The following is a 15923-nucleotide window of genomic DNA, read 5'->3' as shown; positions in this document are numbered from 1 at the left end:
CTCGGCAGAATCATCATCTGCCAAGCCTCGCTGCTGATTTTTCTCTTGACGCGGTGTTTGTTTCTTGGTCAAAGAGACTCCACTCCGTTAGCGGCCGTCGGCTTCCAAGACTTCCAGGGAAACTTGTTGGCCTTCTTTGTCGGCTAACACTTGCAGCAGGGCGCGGATGGAATTGATAACGCGCCCATTTTTGCCAATGACGCGCCCCATGTCGGGCGCAGCAACGGATAATTCCAACGTGGTGGCCGAACGGTCGGCGTACTCAGAAACGTGTACGGCGTCCGGCTCGTCCACCAGCGATTTGACGATATATTCAACCAGTTCTTTCATATCCGGGCCTTTGCGGCGTTAACGGCCGTGCCAGAAAAATATCTACTATCCGTATTCCGTATTCCGTAGGCCACTGGCTCTGGCAAATGCCAACGGAAAACGGCACGCTGCTACTCTTCTTCGGCAGCCACAACCCAGCGACAACAGCGACAGCGCGGTTGCGGCGGCGACGGCCGTTGCGTCTACCGGTTCATCGGGCAGCGCGACGCCTTCATATTCGGCGACCAGTTTTTCCAACGACTCCCCACCATGAAACCGCTGCAAGCGGCCCATCGTGCCCTGTTTTTCCAGCAAAAGGCGCACGGCGTCTGAGGGCTGTGCCCCCACGCTGAGCCAATGCAAGGCGCGGGCTTCCTGAATTTTGTATTCAGCCGGGTCTGTCAGGGGATTGTAATGGCCGATACGTTCTACAACACGGCCGTCACGCTTCGAGTTAATATCCGCCACCACCACACGGTAGCTGGGCTGACCTTTTTTACCAGTTCGACTTAAGCGAATTCGCAGCATTTCTTATTTCTATTCTCCATTCTATGTCATTTAGTCTGTTAATCTGTTAGTCTGCCAGTCTGTTAGCCAGCAAGGACGGTGACCAACTACCAGACGATTCAACTACCAGACCATTTGACTATCCCTAAAAACGGCCGCCAAACATATTCATCAAACTTTTACGCCCGCGGCTGGTACGTAATTGCTTCATCATGGTTTGCATCTCTTGAAACTGCTTCAAGAGGACGTTCACGTCTTGAACGGTTGTGCCAGACCCAACGGCAATGCGCCGCTTGCGGCTGGCCTTGATGATCTTGGGATTGCGCCGCTCTTCCAAAGTCATGGAGCGGATCATGGCTTCGATACGTTTCAAATCCCCTTCAGCCTGGGACATATCCACGTCTTTGGCCATCTTGTTCATGCCCGGAATCATTTCCATGATCTGGGCGATAGGACCCATACGTTTGATTTGCTGCATCTGCCCCAGAAAATCTTCCAGGTCAAATTTGCCTTCCATCATCCGCTCGCCGGCCCGCTGCGCTTCGTCCTGGTCCATCTCCGTCTGGGCTTTTTCGATGAGAGTCATCACATCGCCCATGCCCAGAATACGATTGGACAGACGGTCTGGGTGGAACACCTCTATGGCGCTTAGTTTTTCGCCGGTCCCCAGGAATTTGATGGGCACGTTGGTCACTTCGCGCATGGAAATGGAAGCACCACCACGCGCATCGCCGTCAATTTTGGTCATGATCAGGCCAGTCAGGCTGACGGCGTTGTTAAAGTCGGTGGCGACGCGCACCGCTTCCTGGCCGGTCATGGCGTCGGCGACGAGCAGGGTTTCAATGGGGGAAACGGCCGTTTTAATCGCCCGTATCTCATCCATCTTCATCTCGTCAATGTTCAAACGGCCGGCCGTGTCTATAATCACCACCGTCACGCCGCTGCTGGCCCCCTGCTTCACCCCATTGCGGGCGATGTTCACCGGGTCGGCCTGTATGCCTTCAGCATAGACGGGGATGTCTAGCTGCTTGCCCAAAGTTTGCAGTTGGTCAATGGCCGCCGGCCGATAAACATCACAGGCGACAAGCAACGGCCGTCTGCCCTGTTTGCGCAAGTGCAAGGCCAGTTTGGCCGCCATCGTCGTCTTACCTGCGCCTTGCAGCCCCACCAGCATAATCACCGCCGGCGACTGCATCCCCAGGTTCAGGCGGCCCGGCTCACCCAAAGTTGTTACCAACTCATCGTGAACAATCTTGACAACCTGCTGCCCTGGCGTCAGGCTGCGCATCACTTCTTGCCCCACAGAGCGCTCGCGCACCCGCGCCACAAAGCTTTTAACAACCTTAAAGTTCACGTCCGCTTCCAACAAAGCCAGACGGACCTCGCGCATGGCGGCGTCTACGTCTTCTTCCGTCAGTTTGCCGCGGCGCTGTAAATTGTCGAAAACAAGTTGTAGGCGCGAACCTAAGGACTCAAACACAAGCTCACCTGATAATGATGCTCCCGCAGGCGAAATGCCGGCCCATCATCTGAGCCGTACTCACATCCACATGCGGGAGGCATTATACTCTTAATGATGCCAAGCAAGACAGGCAATTCTAACGCAGCCCAAGACGGGCGTCAAATTGCGAAAAACAACCGGGTATAACAACGTTTGGCGGCCTATGATTTGTAGCGGTGTTACACACAATCGCCTTTAGCGTTCGGTTAAATATTTCACTCTATTTTGGCAGCAGCCCATTCTTATGAGAGAATCGGAGGGAGATGTGAATTGAATTTTTTGAAAGGAAGGTTTAACGCATGGCAAAAAGAGCTGTAAAAAGACGAAACCTCAAGGCCGAAGAACGCAAGACAAACTGGCTGCTTATCGGTGGCATCATCGGTGTGGGCGTTGTCGGTTTATTTGGCTTACTGTTTGCGTCGCTGCAAGGCTCCGGACCACCGACCCCGGCGCCAACCGCTACGCCTAGCTTCGTCTTGGAAGATTATTGCACGGCCAATCCCGGCAATTGTATCGTAGACGGCGCGGCCGACGCGCCCATCACTGTTGTTGAAGTTTCAGATTATGGCTGCGGCCACTGCGCCAACTTCAACCTGAATTCGGCCGATATTTTGAAGGCGCAATACGTGGATTCCGGGCAGGTACGTTGGATTACGGTTCCCTACGCTCTGGGTGGGCAGACGGGTTACCCGACCCTGCCATCTTCGTCGGCGGCGCTGTGCGCTAACGAGCAGGGGCAGTTTGAACCATTCCACAAAGCATTGTTCGCCAATCAGGGAACGTCTCGCTTTAATACGCGGGACGGGTTCTTAGATGCCGCCAGTACGCTGGGATTAGACGTGGAAGCATTTGCGGCTTGCATTGATGACGGCCGTTACCAGGCCACCATCACCAGCAACATCCAGGCTGCCAGCCTCAGTGGCATTAATTCCACGCCCACGTTTTTTGTCAACGGCGAAATGGTGCTTGGCAACCTGCCCGTCGCCAACTTCCAGCAGCTTCTAAACGCGCGGCTAGGCTCCTAAGGCTTCTATGCAAAAACCGGACGATTGGCAACTACGCTTGATTCAACTGCTGGCGGTTGTCGGCATGTTTGTGGCTTATTTCTTGCTGCTTTACCACAATGGCGTTCTGCTCAGTGTTTGTGCACCAAACGGCTTCGATGACTGCGGGCAGGTTAGCGGCCCAGGTGCGCCTTATGCCTCTATCGGCCCCATCCCGGTGGCCCTTATCGGACTGTTGGGCTACATCACCATGTTCATGGTGATTTGGCTCAAAGATTGGCTGTCCATTTTGCAAGATTATGCACCAGAGATCATGGTGGGGCTGACCGGGTTGGCTTTTGTGTTCACCGCATACCTCACCGCTTTGGAGATATTTGTCATTCATGCCGTCTGCCGTTATTGCCTGATTTCAGCGGCCATCATAACCGTGCAGTTGATTCTATCTATCATCTATATGCGCAGCATCGGCAAGGCGGCCGATTAACCGTTCTGGCGGAGGCTTTTCAGGGTTCACAAATATGATTTCCCGTTAAGACCTGGCAGGTCTTAACGGGATTCAATCGTTTACACACCCGCAGCGCTTCCAAAAGACAATCAGGAGGGAACCCATGAAGCTGGAACTGGTCAACGAGTGGATGACACGCGACTTGATCACGATTTCGCCGACGGCATCGTTACCCGACGCCTACGACCTGATGACCAGCCACAAAATTCGTCGGCTGCCGGTGGTGGATGAGAACGGCCGTCTGCTGGGTATTGTCACCTACGGCGATGTGCGCGGCGCACGGCCGTCGCCGGCCACCTCCCTCAACATCTGGGAACTCAACTTCATGCTCGCCCGCCTCAGTGTCGCCGAAATAATGACCCCCGACCCCCTCACCATTTCTGAACACGCCACCATCGGCGAAGCGGCGCAAATGCTGCTAACCCATACCATCGGCAGCCTGCCGGTAGTCAACGCCCAGGGAACATTGGTCGGCATCATCACTGAATCAGACATTTTCCGGCTGGTGGTGCATGAATGGCAGCGCGCCCAGGGGGATTCCCCAGAGCCATATGCCCGTTATGGTTCCTAAACCCAACCGTTAGCGTGACCCGTCACGCTCTATTTCCCATTTTGCAAAAGGAAGCGCACCATGGAATTTGGAGTCCCAAAAGAAATACGTGATCTAGAAATGCGGGTGGGGTTAACCCCGCCAGGCGTGCTGGCGCTGACCCAGGCCGGCCACACCGTCTACGTAGAACGCGACGCCGGTCATGGAGCCGGTTTCACCGACGAGCATTACCGCCAGGCTGGCGCGCAAATTGTCTATTCCACCGCCGAAGCCTACGGCCGTGCCGATGTCGTCGCCAAAATTGCCCGTCCCACAGCCGCCGAACACCGCCTCTTTCGGTCAGGGCAGATCATCTGCTCTTTCCTGCACCTGCGCGTGGCCTCCCCGGACCTGCTCAACGCGCTGACCGAGCATGAAATCACCGCCATTTCCTATGAAGAGCTAGAAGAAGATGACGGCGTGCGCCCAGTGCTGCTGCCGGCCAGCGAAGTCGCCGGGCGCATGGCTCCAATCATCGCCGGAAATTTGCTGCGCAGCGGCCAAAGCCTGCCAGGGCAGCAAGGATTGGGCATGTTGTTAAGCGGGCTTCCCGGTGTACCGGCAGCGGCTGTGGTCATTGTGGGCGCTGGCGTGGTGGGCAGCAACGCCGCTCACGCATTTTGCGGTGTCGGCGCGGCCGTCACCGTGGTCGGACGGGATATTCCGCGCCTGCGCCAAATTGAAGAACGGAGTAACGGCCGTGTCACCACCATGCTCGCCAACGAATTTAACCTCAAACGCGCCGTGCAGTTCGCCGACGTACTGGTAGGAGCCATTTTGGAACCAGGCAAACGCGCCCCCGTTCTCATTTCCCGCGAAATGGTCCGCAGTATGCGGCCCGGTTCCATCATCATTGATTTTTCCATTGATGAAGGTGGCTGCGTAGAAACCAGCCGCCCCACCACCCTGCGCGACCCCATCTACATGGCTGAAGGGGTTATCCACCACTGCGTGCCGAACATCACATCGGCCGTCGCCCGCACCACCAGCTACGCCATCACCAACGCCGCCCTGCCCCACCTGCTGTCCATCGCCGACAATGGGCTGCTGGGCGCTGTGCAAAAACGCGCATCCCTTCTGCGCGGCGTCGTTTTGTATCATGGCAAACTCACCCACCCGGACATTGCATCCACGTTGGACCGTGAAGTTCAGGTCCATCTATCGCCAGGAGGCTCCGCATTTAAGGAAGTTTTACGATGAACTGGGAAACCCTATATCGCAGCAAAGTCACTGACGTCGCCACAGCTCTCAGTGTTATTCAATCCAATGATCGGCTGTACGTCGGCGGCGGCGCCGGCGTACCGGTCGAACTCACCCAGGGCCTGACCGCCCGCGCACCAGAACTACACGACGTAGAGCTGACACATATATTAACCTTTGCCCCGGCCCCCTACTGTGACCCGGCCTACCAGGACAGCTTTCGCGTTAACGCTCTGTTCATCGGTCACAATGTGCGGCAGGCGGTGCAAGAAGGGCGCGCCGATTTTACGCCTATCTTCTTAAGCGAAATTCCCGGCTTGTTCCGCGATGGCTACTTGCCCATAGATGTGGCCCTCATCTCCCTCTCCCCGCCAGATGAGCATGGCTTTTGCAGTTTCGGCGTGGAAGTGGGCACAACCAAACCGGCGGCCGAAGCGGCGCGCATCATCATCGCTGAAGTCAACCAGCAAATGCCGCGCACCCTGGGCGACAGCTTCATCCACCTCAGCCGCCTGACCCACATCGTCGAGGTGGATTACCCTTTGCCCGAAGCGCCGCAGGGTGGCGGAACCGCAGACCACCTCCAGGTGGGTGCGCATATCGCCGAGATGATCCCCAACGGCGCAACCCTACAAATGGGCATCGGCAGCATCCCGGACGCTGTGCTGCAAAATTTAGGCAATCACAAAGACCTGGGCATTCACACTGAATTGTTCTCCGATGGCGTGGTCGAAATGGTCGAACGAGGGGTGATCACCTGCTCACGCAAGACATTCCATCCGGGCAAAATCATCGCCGGGTTCCTGTTTGGCACGAAGGTTCTGTATGATTTCATCCACAACAATCCGCTGATCGAACTACACCCGACCGATTATGTCAATGACCCGTTCAACATCGCCCAAAACAACAACATGGTCGCCATCAATTCCGCTTTGGAAGTGGACCTGACAGGGCAGGTGTGCGCCGATTCGATTGGTCCGCGCCTGTACAGCGGCGCGGGTGGGCAGGTAGATTTCATTCGCGGCGCGGCGCGGTCGAAGGGTGGGCTGCCTATTGTGGCGCTGCTGTCCACAGCCAAAGGGGGCGCGCTGACCCGCATTGTGCCGATGTTGAAGCATGGCTCTGGCGTGGTGACAACACGCAGTGACGTGCATTTTGTGGCGACGGAGTTTGGCATAGCGGCATTATATGGCAAGTCTATCCGGCAGCGGGCGCAGGCGCTCATCGGCATTGCCCACCCCGATTTTCGGGATGAGTTGACCTTTGAAGCCAAGAAACTTGGTTATCTCTAACAATGGAAGGGAACGGCCGTTAGGCATCTTTCACTAATCTCACAATTTGGGGTGCATCGCTGAAATCAGTTGGATACAATCATGAAGTTATGAATGGTTTCATGCCCAATCGGCTGTGGTGGCCGTGTATTCGATGTTCTACATTGGCGCTGTGGCACGGATTTGGCACAGCATTACGCCTGAACCGAAACCAGCCCCTCACTTTTTACCGGCAATCTGACAATTAAACAGTCACCTTACTCCCGCTCAATGTCCACACATGAAGCGGGAGTTTGTTTTTGTGAGGAGAAGAGATGACAGTGCAGACAACGCAAGAAGATATTGCCGTTTCCCCAACCAACCCAACCACCTTTCGCATTGACATAACCCCCCGCCTGGAAGACGGCCGTCTGAACGGCCGTGCCTATCTTGAGGCCGCCCACCAACTCGGCTACAGCCAACTGACCGGCTGTCACGCCGCCCGCATCATCTTTTTGCAAGGTCAATTAAGCGCCGAAGATGCAGTAAAAATCGCCGCCCAACTCCTGGCCGACCCAGTGACGGAAGAATGGTCAATGGTCAATAGCCAATTGCCAACGTTGACAATTGACAATTGGCAATTAACCATTGACCATTTTCTTGACGTCTCCCTCTTCCCCGGCGTCACCGACCCGCCGGGCGACAACCTGGTAAAAGCCGCCCATCTATTGGGCATAACAGGGCTGGAACGGGCGGCCAGCGGCCAGCGCTTCTATTTGCAAGGCGACCTGGACGAAGCAACCCGCCAGGCCCTGGCGGCCGAAATCTTCGCCAATCCGGTCGTGCAGCGTTTCACCATTAACGAAGCCATCAGTCCGCCCTTTTTTGCCCATCAGCCGGCCGACGCGACAGTCGAGACTATTTGTCTACGCGAAGCGGATGAAGTGGCGTTGTTAGCCATCAGCCAGGAGCGGCGGCTGGCGTTGGATCTGGCCGAAATGCAGGCGGTGCAAACCTATTACCGCGCCGAAGAGCGCGACCCGACCGACGTGGAACTGGAGATGATCGCCCAGACCTGGAGCGAACATTGTGTCCACAAAACCTTTAAGGCGCTGATTGATTACACCGGGCCGGACGGCAAAACGGAGCAAATCAACGGCCTGCTCAACACCTATATTCGCGCCGCCACCGACAAACTCAACAAATCCTGGGTCCATTCCGCTTTTGTGGACAACGCGGGCATCATCGCCTTCGACGAACAGTTTGACCTGGCGTTTAAGGTGGAAACCCACAACCATCCCTCGGCGCTGGAGCCGTTTGGCGGGGCGAATACGGGCGTGGGCGGCGTGGTGCGCGACGTGCTGGGCGTCAGCGCCCGCCCCATCGCCAACACCGACGTGTTGTGTTTCGGCCCGCCCGACCTGCCCCACGACGACCTGCCGACCAACGTGCTGCACCCGGCGCGTATCGCCGATGGCGTGATTCACGGCATCGAGGATTACGGCAACAAAATGGGCATCCCGACAGTAAACGGCTCCATCCATTACCATCCCGGCTACACGGCCAATCCGCTGGTCTACTGCGGCTGCCTGGGCATTTTGCCGCACGGTTCGCACCGCACAAAGGCGCAGCCGGGCGACCTGATTGTGGCGATTGGGGGGCGGACGGGGCGCGATGGGCTGCGCGGCGCGACCTTTTCCAGCATGGAAATGGACGTGGCGACGAGTGAGATTGCGGGAACGGCCGTGCAAATCGGCCATCCCATCATGGAAAAACAGGTGCAGGAAGTGGTCTTGCGCGCCCGCGACGAGGAACTTTACACAGCCATCACCGACTGCGGCGCGGGTGGCTTTAGCTCGGCGGTGGGCGAGATGGGCGAGAAGTTGGGGGCGACGGTTCAGCTTCAGGCCGTAAAACTGAAATATCCCGGTCTGCGCCCCTGGGAAATCTGGCTCAGCGAAGCCCAAGAGCGCATGGTGCTGGCCGTGCCGCCGGCCAACTTCGCCCGGCTGGCCGAAATTTGCGCCGGGCAAGACGTGGAACCGACGGTATTGGGCACGTTTGGGGATAACGGCCGTCTGCACATCTATTACGGCGAGGCACTCGTCGGCGAACTGGACATGGAGTTTCTGCACAACGGCATCCCGCAGCGAAGATTAATTGCGGATTGCGGATTGCGGATTGCGGATTGTGAACCGCCAATCCAAAATCCGCAATCAGCAATCCGCAATCCCAAAGAGGCGCTCCTTCGCTTGCTGGCGCACCCTGACATTCGCTCGAAGGAGGCGGTGATTCGGCGGTATGACCATGAAGTGCAGGGCGGAACGGCCGTTAAACCCCTCACCGGCCACGCCAACCACGGCCCCAGCGACGCGGCCGTCATTGTCCCGCAGGGAACAATTGCGGATCGCGGATTGCGGATTGCGGAATCCTCTCAATCCGCAATCCGCAATCCGCAATCCGCAATCAAGGGCGTTGCCCTCAGCAACGGCATCAACCCCCACTACCGACCTCGACCCGTACCACATGGCCTTTGCGGCTGTGGATGAGGCGCTGCGCAACGTAACGGCCGTGGGCGCAGACCCCGATCAGGTGGCGATTCTGGACAATTTCTGCTGGGGCAACCCCAATCTGCCCGACCGCCTGGGCAGTCTGGTGCGCTGCGCCCAGGGCTGCCACGACGCGGCCCTGGCCTACCAGACCCCCTTCATTTCTGGCAAAGACAGCCTGAACAACGAATACACCGGCAGCGACGGTCAGAAACACGCCATTCCCGGCACGCTGCTCATCTCCGCTCTGGGCATCGTGCCAGACGTAGCCAAGACGGTGACGATGGATTTGAAGCGGGCGGGCAATTTTCTGTTCATCATCGGCGAAACGGGGGCGGAGTTGGGCGGCAGCCACTTTGGGCTGGTTGGCGGAAAGGTTCAGCCGCAGCACGCCAACGTGCCAAAGGCGAAAACAGGCGCGCTGGACGCCTTCCGCAAGCTCCACCGGGCGATGCAAGCCGGATTGGTGCAGGCGTGCCACGACTGCGCCGAAGGCGGATTGGCCGTGACGCTGGCGGAAATGTGCCTGGCGGGCGGTTTGGGGGTGGAAATTCACCTCAGCCACGCGCCCCGCGATCCATATTGGGCCTACTCGTCCGACGAGGCGATTTTGTTCGCGGAGAGCCTGAGCCGCTTTGTGGTCGAAGTGCGCCCCGAACATTCCGACCTGTTCCGCGCCATCATGGCCGGGACGCCGCATGAGTGTTTTGGGGTGATTGGGGGAGAGGTGTTCAGGGTAAACGGCCGTGCCGCCAACCCATCCTGGAAGCCCCCAATCCGAAATCCGAAATCCGAAATCCGAAATCAAAAAGCGCCGAAGGTGCTGATCCTGCACGCCAACGGCACGAACCGCGACCACGACGCGGCGCTGGCGGTGGAACTGGCGGGCGGCCGGCCGGAGATTGTGCATATCAACCAACTGCTGGCCGGGGAGCGGCGGCTGTTGGATTATGCGATGCTGGTGGTCGCCGGGGGTTTCTCCTATGGCGACGATTTGGGCGCGGGCGTGTTGTGGGCGGTGGATTTGCAGCGGCGGTTACAGGAGGAGATGGGGGCGTTTGCGAGTAACGGCCGTCCTGTCCTGGGCATCTGCAACGGCTTCCAGGTCCTCGTCAAAGCCGGGCTGCTCCCCGCATTCCGCAATCCGCAATCCGCAATCCGCAATGTCACGCTGACGTATAATCAGTCGGGGCATTTTGAGTGCCGATGGGTGCTGTTGGAACCCAATTCGGCCAGCTCCAGCCTGTTCACGCAGGGACTCACGGAGCCGATCTACTGTCCTGTCGCCCACGGCGAAGGCCGCCTGGCCGTGAAAGACGCCGACGTGCTGGCCGAATTGCAAGGCCAAAACCTGATTCCCCTGAAATATGTGGCGGGTAGCGAGTGCGGGTAGCGGGTGAAGAATCCACAATCCGCAATCCGAAATCCGAAATCGCCTATCCCTTTAATCCCAACGGCTCCGTGGCCGATATTGCGGCGCTGTGTAACCCGGCAGGCAACGTGATGGGGCTGATGCCGCACCCGGAGAACCACATTTTCCCCTGGCAGCACCCGCGTTTTCATCGCGGCGAGCGGGGGATGAGCGGGTTGGGGTTGTTTGTGAACGGGGTGAAGAATGCTTAACGCAGAGATTTTTGACGCAGAGACGCAAAGACACAGAGAACCCATTTCCCTCTGCGCCTTTGCGTTAAAGGAGTAACTTATGTTAACCCATGAGCAAATCATCAACGCGATACCGGAATGCCTGGACCAGACTAATTTCCCGGAATTAGGCGAGAAATATGAAGGGAAGGTGCGTGACGTGTATGTGAAGAACGGCCGTCGCACTCTCATCACCACCGACCGCATCAGCGCCTTCGACCGGGTGCTGGGGTTGATTCCATTCAAGGGGCAGGTGCTTAATCAGTTGAGCGCCTGGTGGTTCGCCCAGACGGCCGACATCGTGCCCAACCACCTTATCAGCGTGCCCGACCCCAACGTCACCATCGCTTACGAGGCTGAACCACTGCCGGTGGAAATCGTCGTGCGCGGCTACATCACCGGGGTGACGAAAACGTCGTTGTGGTATTTGTATGAGCAGGGGGAGAGACGGCCGTATGGCATCTCCCTGCCCGACGGCCTGCAAAAGAACGACCCGCTGCCGCGCCCGCTGATCACCCCCACCACCAAAGCGCCGCAAGGCGGCCACGATGAACTGCTGACCGTGCATCAACTCAGTCGCGGTCTCGTGCCGGGCATCTCGCCCAGCCTGTGGAAAGAGATTGAGCAGGCGGCCTTGCGTTGTTGTTCGGGCGCGGCCAGGCCGTGGCTGCGCCGCCGGGTTGGTGCTGGTGGATACCAAGTATGAGATGGGGTTGATTAACGGCCGTCTCGCCCTGATTGACGAAATCCACACCCCCGACTCCAGCCGCTACTGGCTCGCCAGCAGCTACCAGCCGGGGACGGAACCGGAAAACTTCGACAAGGAATTCCTGCGCAAATGGTACGCGGCGCAGGGCTATCGTGGGGATGGAACGCCGCCGACCATGCCGGATGATTTTGTGGCGATGGTGGCCGGGCGCTACATTGCCGCGTATGAGAAGTTAACGGGGGAGAGTTTTGTGCCGGGGGAACGGCCGGTTTTGAAACGGATGAGGAAGAATTTAACGCAGAGGAACGGAGGAACAGAGGAGCAGAGGGAAAGCACAAGATGATTATCGTCAAAAGCCCTCTGTTTCTCTGCTCCTCTGCTTCTCCGCGTTAAAAATACTGGAGAAGAACCTGTGACAGATAACCCACTTGTTGGCGTGATTATGGGCAGTACGTCGGATTGGGAGACGATGCGACACGCTACGGAAACTTTAGAGGAGTTTGGCGTGCCGTATGAGGCGAAGGTGGTATCGGCGCACCGGACGCCGGCGTGGATGGCGGAGTATGCGCGCACGGCCGTTTCCCGCCACCTCGAAGTCATCATCGCCGGGGCCGGGGGGGCCGCCCACCTGCCCGGCATGGTCGCCGCGCAGACGGTGCTGCCGGTGCTGGGCGTACCGGTGCAAAGCCACGCCCTCAACGGCCTGGATTCCCTGCTCTCCATCGTGCAGATGCCCGGCGGCGTGCCCGTCGGCACATTGGCGATTGGCAAAGCGGGCGCAAAAAACGCCGCGCTGCTGGCAATTGCCATCCTGGGCAACAAATACCCCGAATACCGCGCCAAACTTGAACAGTTCCGCCAGTCTCAAACCGACAAAGTTCTCAGCGACACACTGCCACCACAATAAACTGCAACTACCAATGAATGGTACATTTGTCATCATCGGAATATTGTCAATATATGTTTTTGCTGCACTACTTATAGACAGAATCAGCGGCCCTGTTCCACCTCCATATCCCTGGTTCACGAAAAAACATCAGAGGATTCTCTATTTGCAAACGATAGCTCTTTCTCTCTCAGTCTTGATTTTTACCCTGCTTTATCTTATTCAGCCGAATACACGGGCTATCTGGCTGGTAGGTACAATTGGAATTTATTATGCAAGCATTAGTGCGATGGTTCGACGTATTGCGGTAGGCAGATTTTCAGGGAGAAGGACGAAAGGTTGGTATAGGCCTTCAATTGGTATTCACGCAATGGTGGTTGCTGTCTTTTGGTTAGGAATAGCGTTATTCATATCATATTTGGTGTTGTTCGATCCTGAGTGGGTATTGGTTCCTCTGCAACGACCAATCCCCATTCCTTAGCACAGGTAGTCGAGAGATCACTTCCGATGTTCTCAGGTAACATGAATCGTCCATTTCTTCCTCCCAGTACCATCGGCATTCTCGGCAGCGGGCAGCTAGGCCGGATGCTGGCCCTGGCCGCCCGGCAAATGGGCTACCGCGTCCACGTCTTCTCGCCGGACCGCCATTCGCCCACCGGCCAGATTGCCGACCAGGAGTTCACCGCGCCCTACAACGATTTGGACGCGGTGCGACAGTTCGCCCAGAGCGTGGACGTGGTGACGTATGAATTTGAGAACGTGCCGGCGGCAACGGCCGTTACCTGCGCCCAATTCGCCCCCCTCCACCCCGGCCCCCAAGCCTTGCACATCGCCCAAAACCGGTTGCGCGAAAAGGAGTTCATGGTTAAGCACGGGCTGCCGGTTACGCCGTTTGTTGAAGTTGGTTCGTTGGCTAGTTTGTTGGTTGGTTTAGAAGAGATTGGCGCGCCGGCCATCCTCAAAACCGCCACCTCCGGCTACGATGGCAAAGGACAGGAAAAAATTGTCAATCATCAATCGTCAATCGTCAATCGTCACTGGGATGCTATCGGCCAGCAGCCTGCCATCCTGGAAGCGTTTGTGGAATTTGAACGCGAGGTTTCTGTCGTGGCGGCACGCGGGGCGGATGGCAGCTTTGCCCATTTTGGCGTGATTGAGAACGACCATGCCAACCACATTTTGGATGTTTCGACTGCCCCGGCGAACGTGCCGCCAAAAGTGGCACAAGACGCGGTAGAGATGGCGCGAGTGGTATTAGAGGCGCTGAACGTGGTGGGGGTTTTGTGTGTAGAATTCTTTCTGACGAGCAACGGCCGTCTCCTCATCAACGAAATCGCCCCCCGCCCCCACAACAGCGGTCACCTGACCATCGAAGCGTGCGCCACCAGCCAGTTCGAACAGCAGCTCCGCGCCATCTGCGGCCTGCCCCTGGGCGACCCAACCTACCTGAAACCCGCCGCCATGGCCAACCTGCTGGGCGACTTGTGGTTTCACCCAAACAGCCCAAAAGCGCAAAATCCGAAATCCGAAATCCGAAATCCGAAATCGCCAAACTGGACGGCCGTTCTCGCCCACCATCCGGCCATCAAACTGCACCTCTACGGCAAACAAACGGCCCGCCCCGGCCGCAAAATGGGGCACATCACCGCTTTGGCCGCTACCGGGGAGGAAGCCGCCCATATTGTGCGTGAAGCTAGAGCTAGAGGAGGATCCTTACTCTAGCTCTCGCTCTAGCTCTAGCTCTTCGGAGGAGAACCTATGAACGTAGATTTTTTAACCAACGACAAACCCCATGACGAGTGCGGCGTGGTAGGCGTCTATGCGCCAGGGCGCGAGGTGGCCCGGCTGGCCTTTTTTGGCCTGTATGCCTTGCAGCATCGTGGGCAGGAAAGCGCGGGCATCGCCACCGGCGACGGCCGTATCGCCCACCTCCACAAAGGCATGGGCCTCGTCGCCCAGGTCTTCAACGAAGACAACCTGCGTCCGCTCAAAGGCCACCTGGCGATTGGGCAAAACCGTTACTCCACCACTGGCTCCTCCCACCTGCGCAACGCCCAGCCCTTCCTCATCGAAACCATCCACGGGCCGCTTGGCGTCGCCCACAACGGCAACATCACCAACGCCCGCGACCTGCGCAAGATGCTGCTGCAGCGCGGCGTTGGCCTCTCTTCCTCGTCAGACAGCGAAGTGATCACCCAAATGCTGGCCGCGCCGGCCAACGCTTACACCAACACCCCCGAAAGCGAAGGTGAAACAGACCGTTGGGTAGCCCGTATTCGCGGCTTTATGGATGTGGCCGAAGGCGCTTATTCACTCACCATTCTGACCCGACACGCTATCTATGCCGTGCGTGATCCGTTGGGCTTACGGCCGTTATGCCTGGGCCAACTCGACAGCGGCGGCTACATCGTCGCCTCCGAATCGTGCGCCCTGCACACCATCGGGGCGAACTATGTGCGCGACGTAGAACCGGGCGAAATCGTGCGGCTCAACGGCAGCGGCCTCACCTCCCACCTGGGCAAACCATCACCCAAACGCGCCCTGTGCATCTTTGAATACGTCTACTTCGCCCGCCCCGATTCCCACTTCGAGGGCAAAGTTGTGCATCAGGTACGGCAGCAGTTGGGCCGCGAACTGGCCCGCGAAGCGCCCGTCGCCGCCGACATCATCGTCGGCGTACCCGATTCCGCCACGCCCCACGCCATTGGCTTCAGCCTGGAAAGCGGCATCCCCTACTCCGAAGGGCTGACCAAAAACCGCTATATCGGCCGCACCTTCATCCAGCCCGACGACCATCTGCGCAAAGTGGGCATCTCACTCAAATACAACCCCCTCACCAGCAACCTGCAAGGCCAGCGTGTCGTACTGATTGATGATTCGATTGTGCGCGGCAACACCGCCGGGCCGCTGATTCAGCTAATCCGCGATGGCGGCGCGACCGAAGTCCACGTGCGCGTCGCCTCGCCGCCGGTGCGCCACCCCTGCTTCATGGGTGTGGACATGGCGACCTATAAGCAGCTCATCGCCCATAAAATGGATGTGGAAGGCATCCGCCAGCGCATCGGCGCAGACAGTCTGGCTTATCTCAGCGTCGCCGGACTAGACAAAGCGGTCGCCGAGGCCATCGGCAAGCAATCGGGCCATTGCAACGCCTGTTTTTCCGGCAAATATCCCATCAACATCCCCGATTGGCTTTTTGAAGAAGACCGCGATAAAGTAATTTTTGAAGATATGTGGGGATAAAATAGGCTAAGTTTGGTGGTTGGACTGAAC

14 protein-coding genes and 1 pseudogene are annotated in these 15923 nt (G+C 57.8%); 12 read left to right on the top strand and 3 right to left on the bottom strand.

What is annotated here, in order from left to right:
* Nucleotides 1-87 precede the first annotated feature (87 nt).
* From IPM39_07215 to ffh, 3 genes are all read right to left on the bottom strand, one after another.
* Nucleotides 88-330 carry a KH domain-containing protein gene (locus IPM39_07215; protein ID MBK8985859.1) on the bottom strand — a complete coding sequence of 81 codons (243 nt, stop codon included), beginning with the start codon at nucleotides 328-330 and terminating at the stop codon, nucleotides 88-90.
* 45 nt (nucleotides 331-375) lie between these two features.
* Complete coding sequence (rpsP, locus tag IPM39_07210; protein ID MBK8985858.1) at nucleotides 376-837, bottom strand: 30S ribosomal protein S16; 462 nt, start codon at nucleotides 835-837, stop codon at nucleotides 376-378.
* Between the two features lie 124 nt (nucleotides 838-961).
* On the bottom strand, nucleotides 962-2296 hold the full coding sequence (ffh, locus tag IPM39_07205; GenBank protein ID MBK8985857.1) for a signal recognition particle protein: 1335 nt from the start codon (nucleotides 2294-2296) through the stop codon (nucleotides 962-964).
* 320 nt (nucleotides 2297-2616) lie between these two features.
* Here ffh and IPM39_07200 point away from each other — a divergent pair, with 320 nt between their 5' ends.
* The 12 genes and pseudogenes from IPM39_07200 (at nucleotide 2617) to purF (ending at nucleotide 15893) form a co-directional block, all read left to right on the top strand.
* Nucleotides 2617-3342 (top strand): DsbA family protein, encoded by a 726-nt coding sequence (locus IPM39_07200; GenBank protein MBK8985856.1) that lies wholly within the window; start codon nucleotides 2617-2619, stop codon nucleotides 3340-3342.
* Nucleotides 3343-3349: 7 nt separating this feature from the next.
* Nucleotides 3350-3805, top strand: coding sequence for a vitamin K epoxide reductase family protein (locus tag IPM39_07195; GenBank protein ID MBK8985855.1), 456 nt, complete (start codon nucleotides 3350-3352; stop codon nucleotides 3803-3805).
* Nucleotides 3806-3929: 124 nt separating this feature from the next.
* Nucleotides 3930-4397, top strand: coding sequence for a CBS domain-containing protein (locus IPM39_07190; protein ID MBK8985854.1), 468 nt, complete (start codon nucleotides 3930-3932; stop codon nucleotides 4395-4397).
* A 60-nt stretch (nucleotides 4398-4457) separates the two neighbouring features.
* Nucleotides 4458-5615 carry an alanine dehydrogenase gene (locus IPM39_07185; GenBank protein ID MBK8985853.1) on the top strand — a complete coding sequence of 386 codons (1158 nt, stop codon included), beginning with the start codon at nucleotides 4458-4460 and terminating at the stop codon, nucleotides 5613-5615.
* Nucleotides 5612-6907, top strand: a complete 1296-nt coding sequence (locus IPM39_07180) for an acetyl-CoA hydrolase/transferase family protein (GenBank protein ID MBK8985852.1) — start codon at nucleotides 5612-5614, stop codon at nucleotides 6905-6907. The genes IPM39_07185 and IPM39_07180 overlap by 4 nt, the downstream gene beginning before the upstream one ends.
* Nucleotides 6908-7200: 293 nt before the next feature.
* Nucleotides 7201-9414 carry a hypothetical protein gene (locus IPM39_07175; protein MBK8985851.1) on the top strand — a complete coding sequence of 738 codons (2214 nt, stop codon included), beginning with the start codon at nucleotides 7201-7203 and terminating at the stop codon, nucleotides 9412-9414.
* On the top strand, nucleotides 9392-10807 hold the full coding sequence (locus IPM39_07170; protein MBK8985850.1) for a phosphoribosylformylglycinamidine synthase subunit PurQ: 1416 nt from the start codon (nucleotides 9392-9394) through the stop codon (nucleotides 10805-10807). Before IPM39_07175 ends, IPM39_07170 begins: the two co-directional genes overlap by 23 nt.
* Nucleotides 10798-11037: a phosphoribosylformylglycinamidine synthase subunit PurQ gene (locus tag IPM39_07165; protein ID MBK8985849.1), complete on the top strand. Its 240-nt coding sequence runs from the start codon at nucleotides 10798-10800 to the stop codon at nucleotides 11035-11037. Before IPM39_07170 ends, IPM39_07165 begins: the two co-directional genes overlap by 10 nt.
* A 79-nt stretch (nucleotides 11038-11116) precedes the next feature.
* A pseudogene (locus IPM39_07160) lies at nucleotides 11117-12107 on the top strand (phosphoribosylaminoimidazolesuccinocarboxamide synthase).
* 99 nt (nucleotides 12108-12206) lie between these two features.
* Nucleotides 12207-12671: a 5-(carboxyamino)imidazole ribonucleotide mutase gene (gene purE / locus IPM39_07155; GenBank protein MBK8985848.1), complete on the top strand. Its 465-nt coding sequence runs from the start codon at nucleotides 12207-12209 to the stop codon at nucleotides 12669-12671.
* A 501-nt stretch (nucleotides 12672-13172) separates the two neighbouring features.
* The gene (locus tag IPM39_07150) at nucleotides 13173-14372 is read left to right on the top strand and encodes a 5-(carboxyamino)imidazole ribonucleotide synthase (protein ID MBK8985847.1); all 1200 of its coding nucleotides are present in this window, start codon (nucleotides 13173-13175) and stop codon (nucleotides 14370-14372) included.
* A gap of 36 nt (nucleotides 14373-14408) precedes the next feature.
* On the top strand, nucleotides 14409-15893 hold the full coding sequence (purF, locus tag IPM39_07145) for an amidophosphoribosyltransferase (GenBank protein ID MBK8985846.1): 1485 nt from the start codon (nucleotides 14409-14411) through the stop codon (nucleotides 15891-15893).
* The last annotated feature ends 30 nt before the right edge of the window (nucleotides 15894-15923 follow it).

It is taken from the genome of Candidatus Leptovillus gracilis (genome assembly GCA_016716065.1).
In the GTDB taxonomy this organism is placed as follows: Bacteria; Chloroflexota; Anaerolineae; order Promineifilales; family Promineifilaceae; genus Leptovillus; species Leptovillus gracilis.
The sequence above is the reverse complement of the archived record's forward strand: the minus strand, read 5'-3'. Positions and strand labels throughout refer to the sequence as shown.

Coding starts and splice junctions, on each gene's coding strand:
- purF (MBK8985846.1), top strand. CDS start 14,409: ATGAACGTAGATTTTTTAACCAACGACAAACCCCATGACGAGTGCGGC.
- IPM39_07175 (MBK8985851.1), top strand. CDS start 7,201: ATGACAGTGCAGACAACGCAAGAAGATATTGCCGTTTCCCCAACCAAC.
- rpsP (MBK8985858.1), bottom strand. CDS start 837: ATGCTGCGAATTCGCTTAAGTCGAACTGGTAAAAAAGGTCAGCCCAGC.
- IPM39_07190 (MBK8985854.1), top strand. CDS start 3,930: ATGAAGCTGGAACTGGTCAACGAGTGGATGACACGCGACTTGATCACG.
- IPM39_07180 (MBK8985852.1), top strand. CDS start 5,612: ATGAACTGGGAAACCCTATATCGCAGCAAAGTCACTGACGTCGCCACA.
- IPM39_07150 (MBK8985847.1), top strand. CDS start 13,173: ATGAATCGTCCATTTCTTCCTCCCAGTACCATCGGCATTCTCGGCAGC.
- IPM39_07185 (MBK8985853.1), top strand. CDS start 4,458: ATGGAATTTGGAGTCCCAAAAGAAATACGTGATCTAGAAATGCGGGTG.
- IPM39_07200 (MBK8985856.1), top strand. CDS start 2,617: ATGGCAAAAAGAGCTGTAAAAAGACGAAACCTCAAGGCCGAAGAACGC.
- purE (MBK8985848.1), top strand. CDS start 12,207: ATGGGCAGTACGTCGGATTGGGAGACGATGCGACACGCTACGGAAACT.
- IPM39_07195 (MBK8985855.1), top strand. CDS start 3,350: ATGCAAAAACCGGACGATTGGCAACTACGCTTGATTCAACTGCTGGCG.
- IPM39_07215 (MBK8985859.1), bottom strand. CDS start 330: ATGAAAGAACTGGTTGAATATATCGTCAAATCGCTGGTGGACGAGCCG.
- IPM39_07170 (MBK8985850.1), top strand. CDS start 9,392: ATGGCCTTTGCGGCTGTGGATGAGGCGCTGCGCAACGTAACGGCCGTG.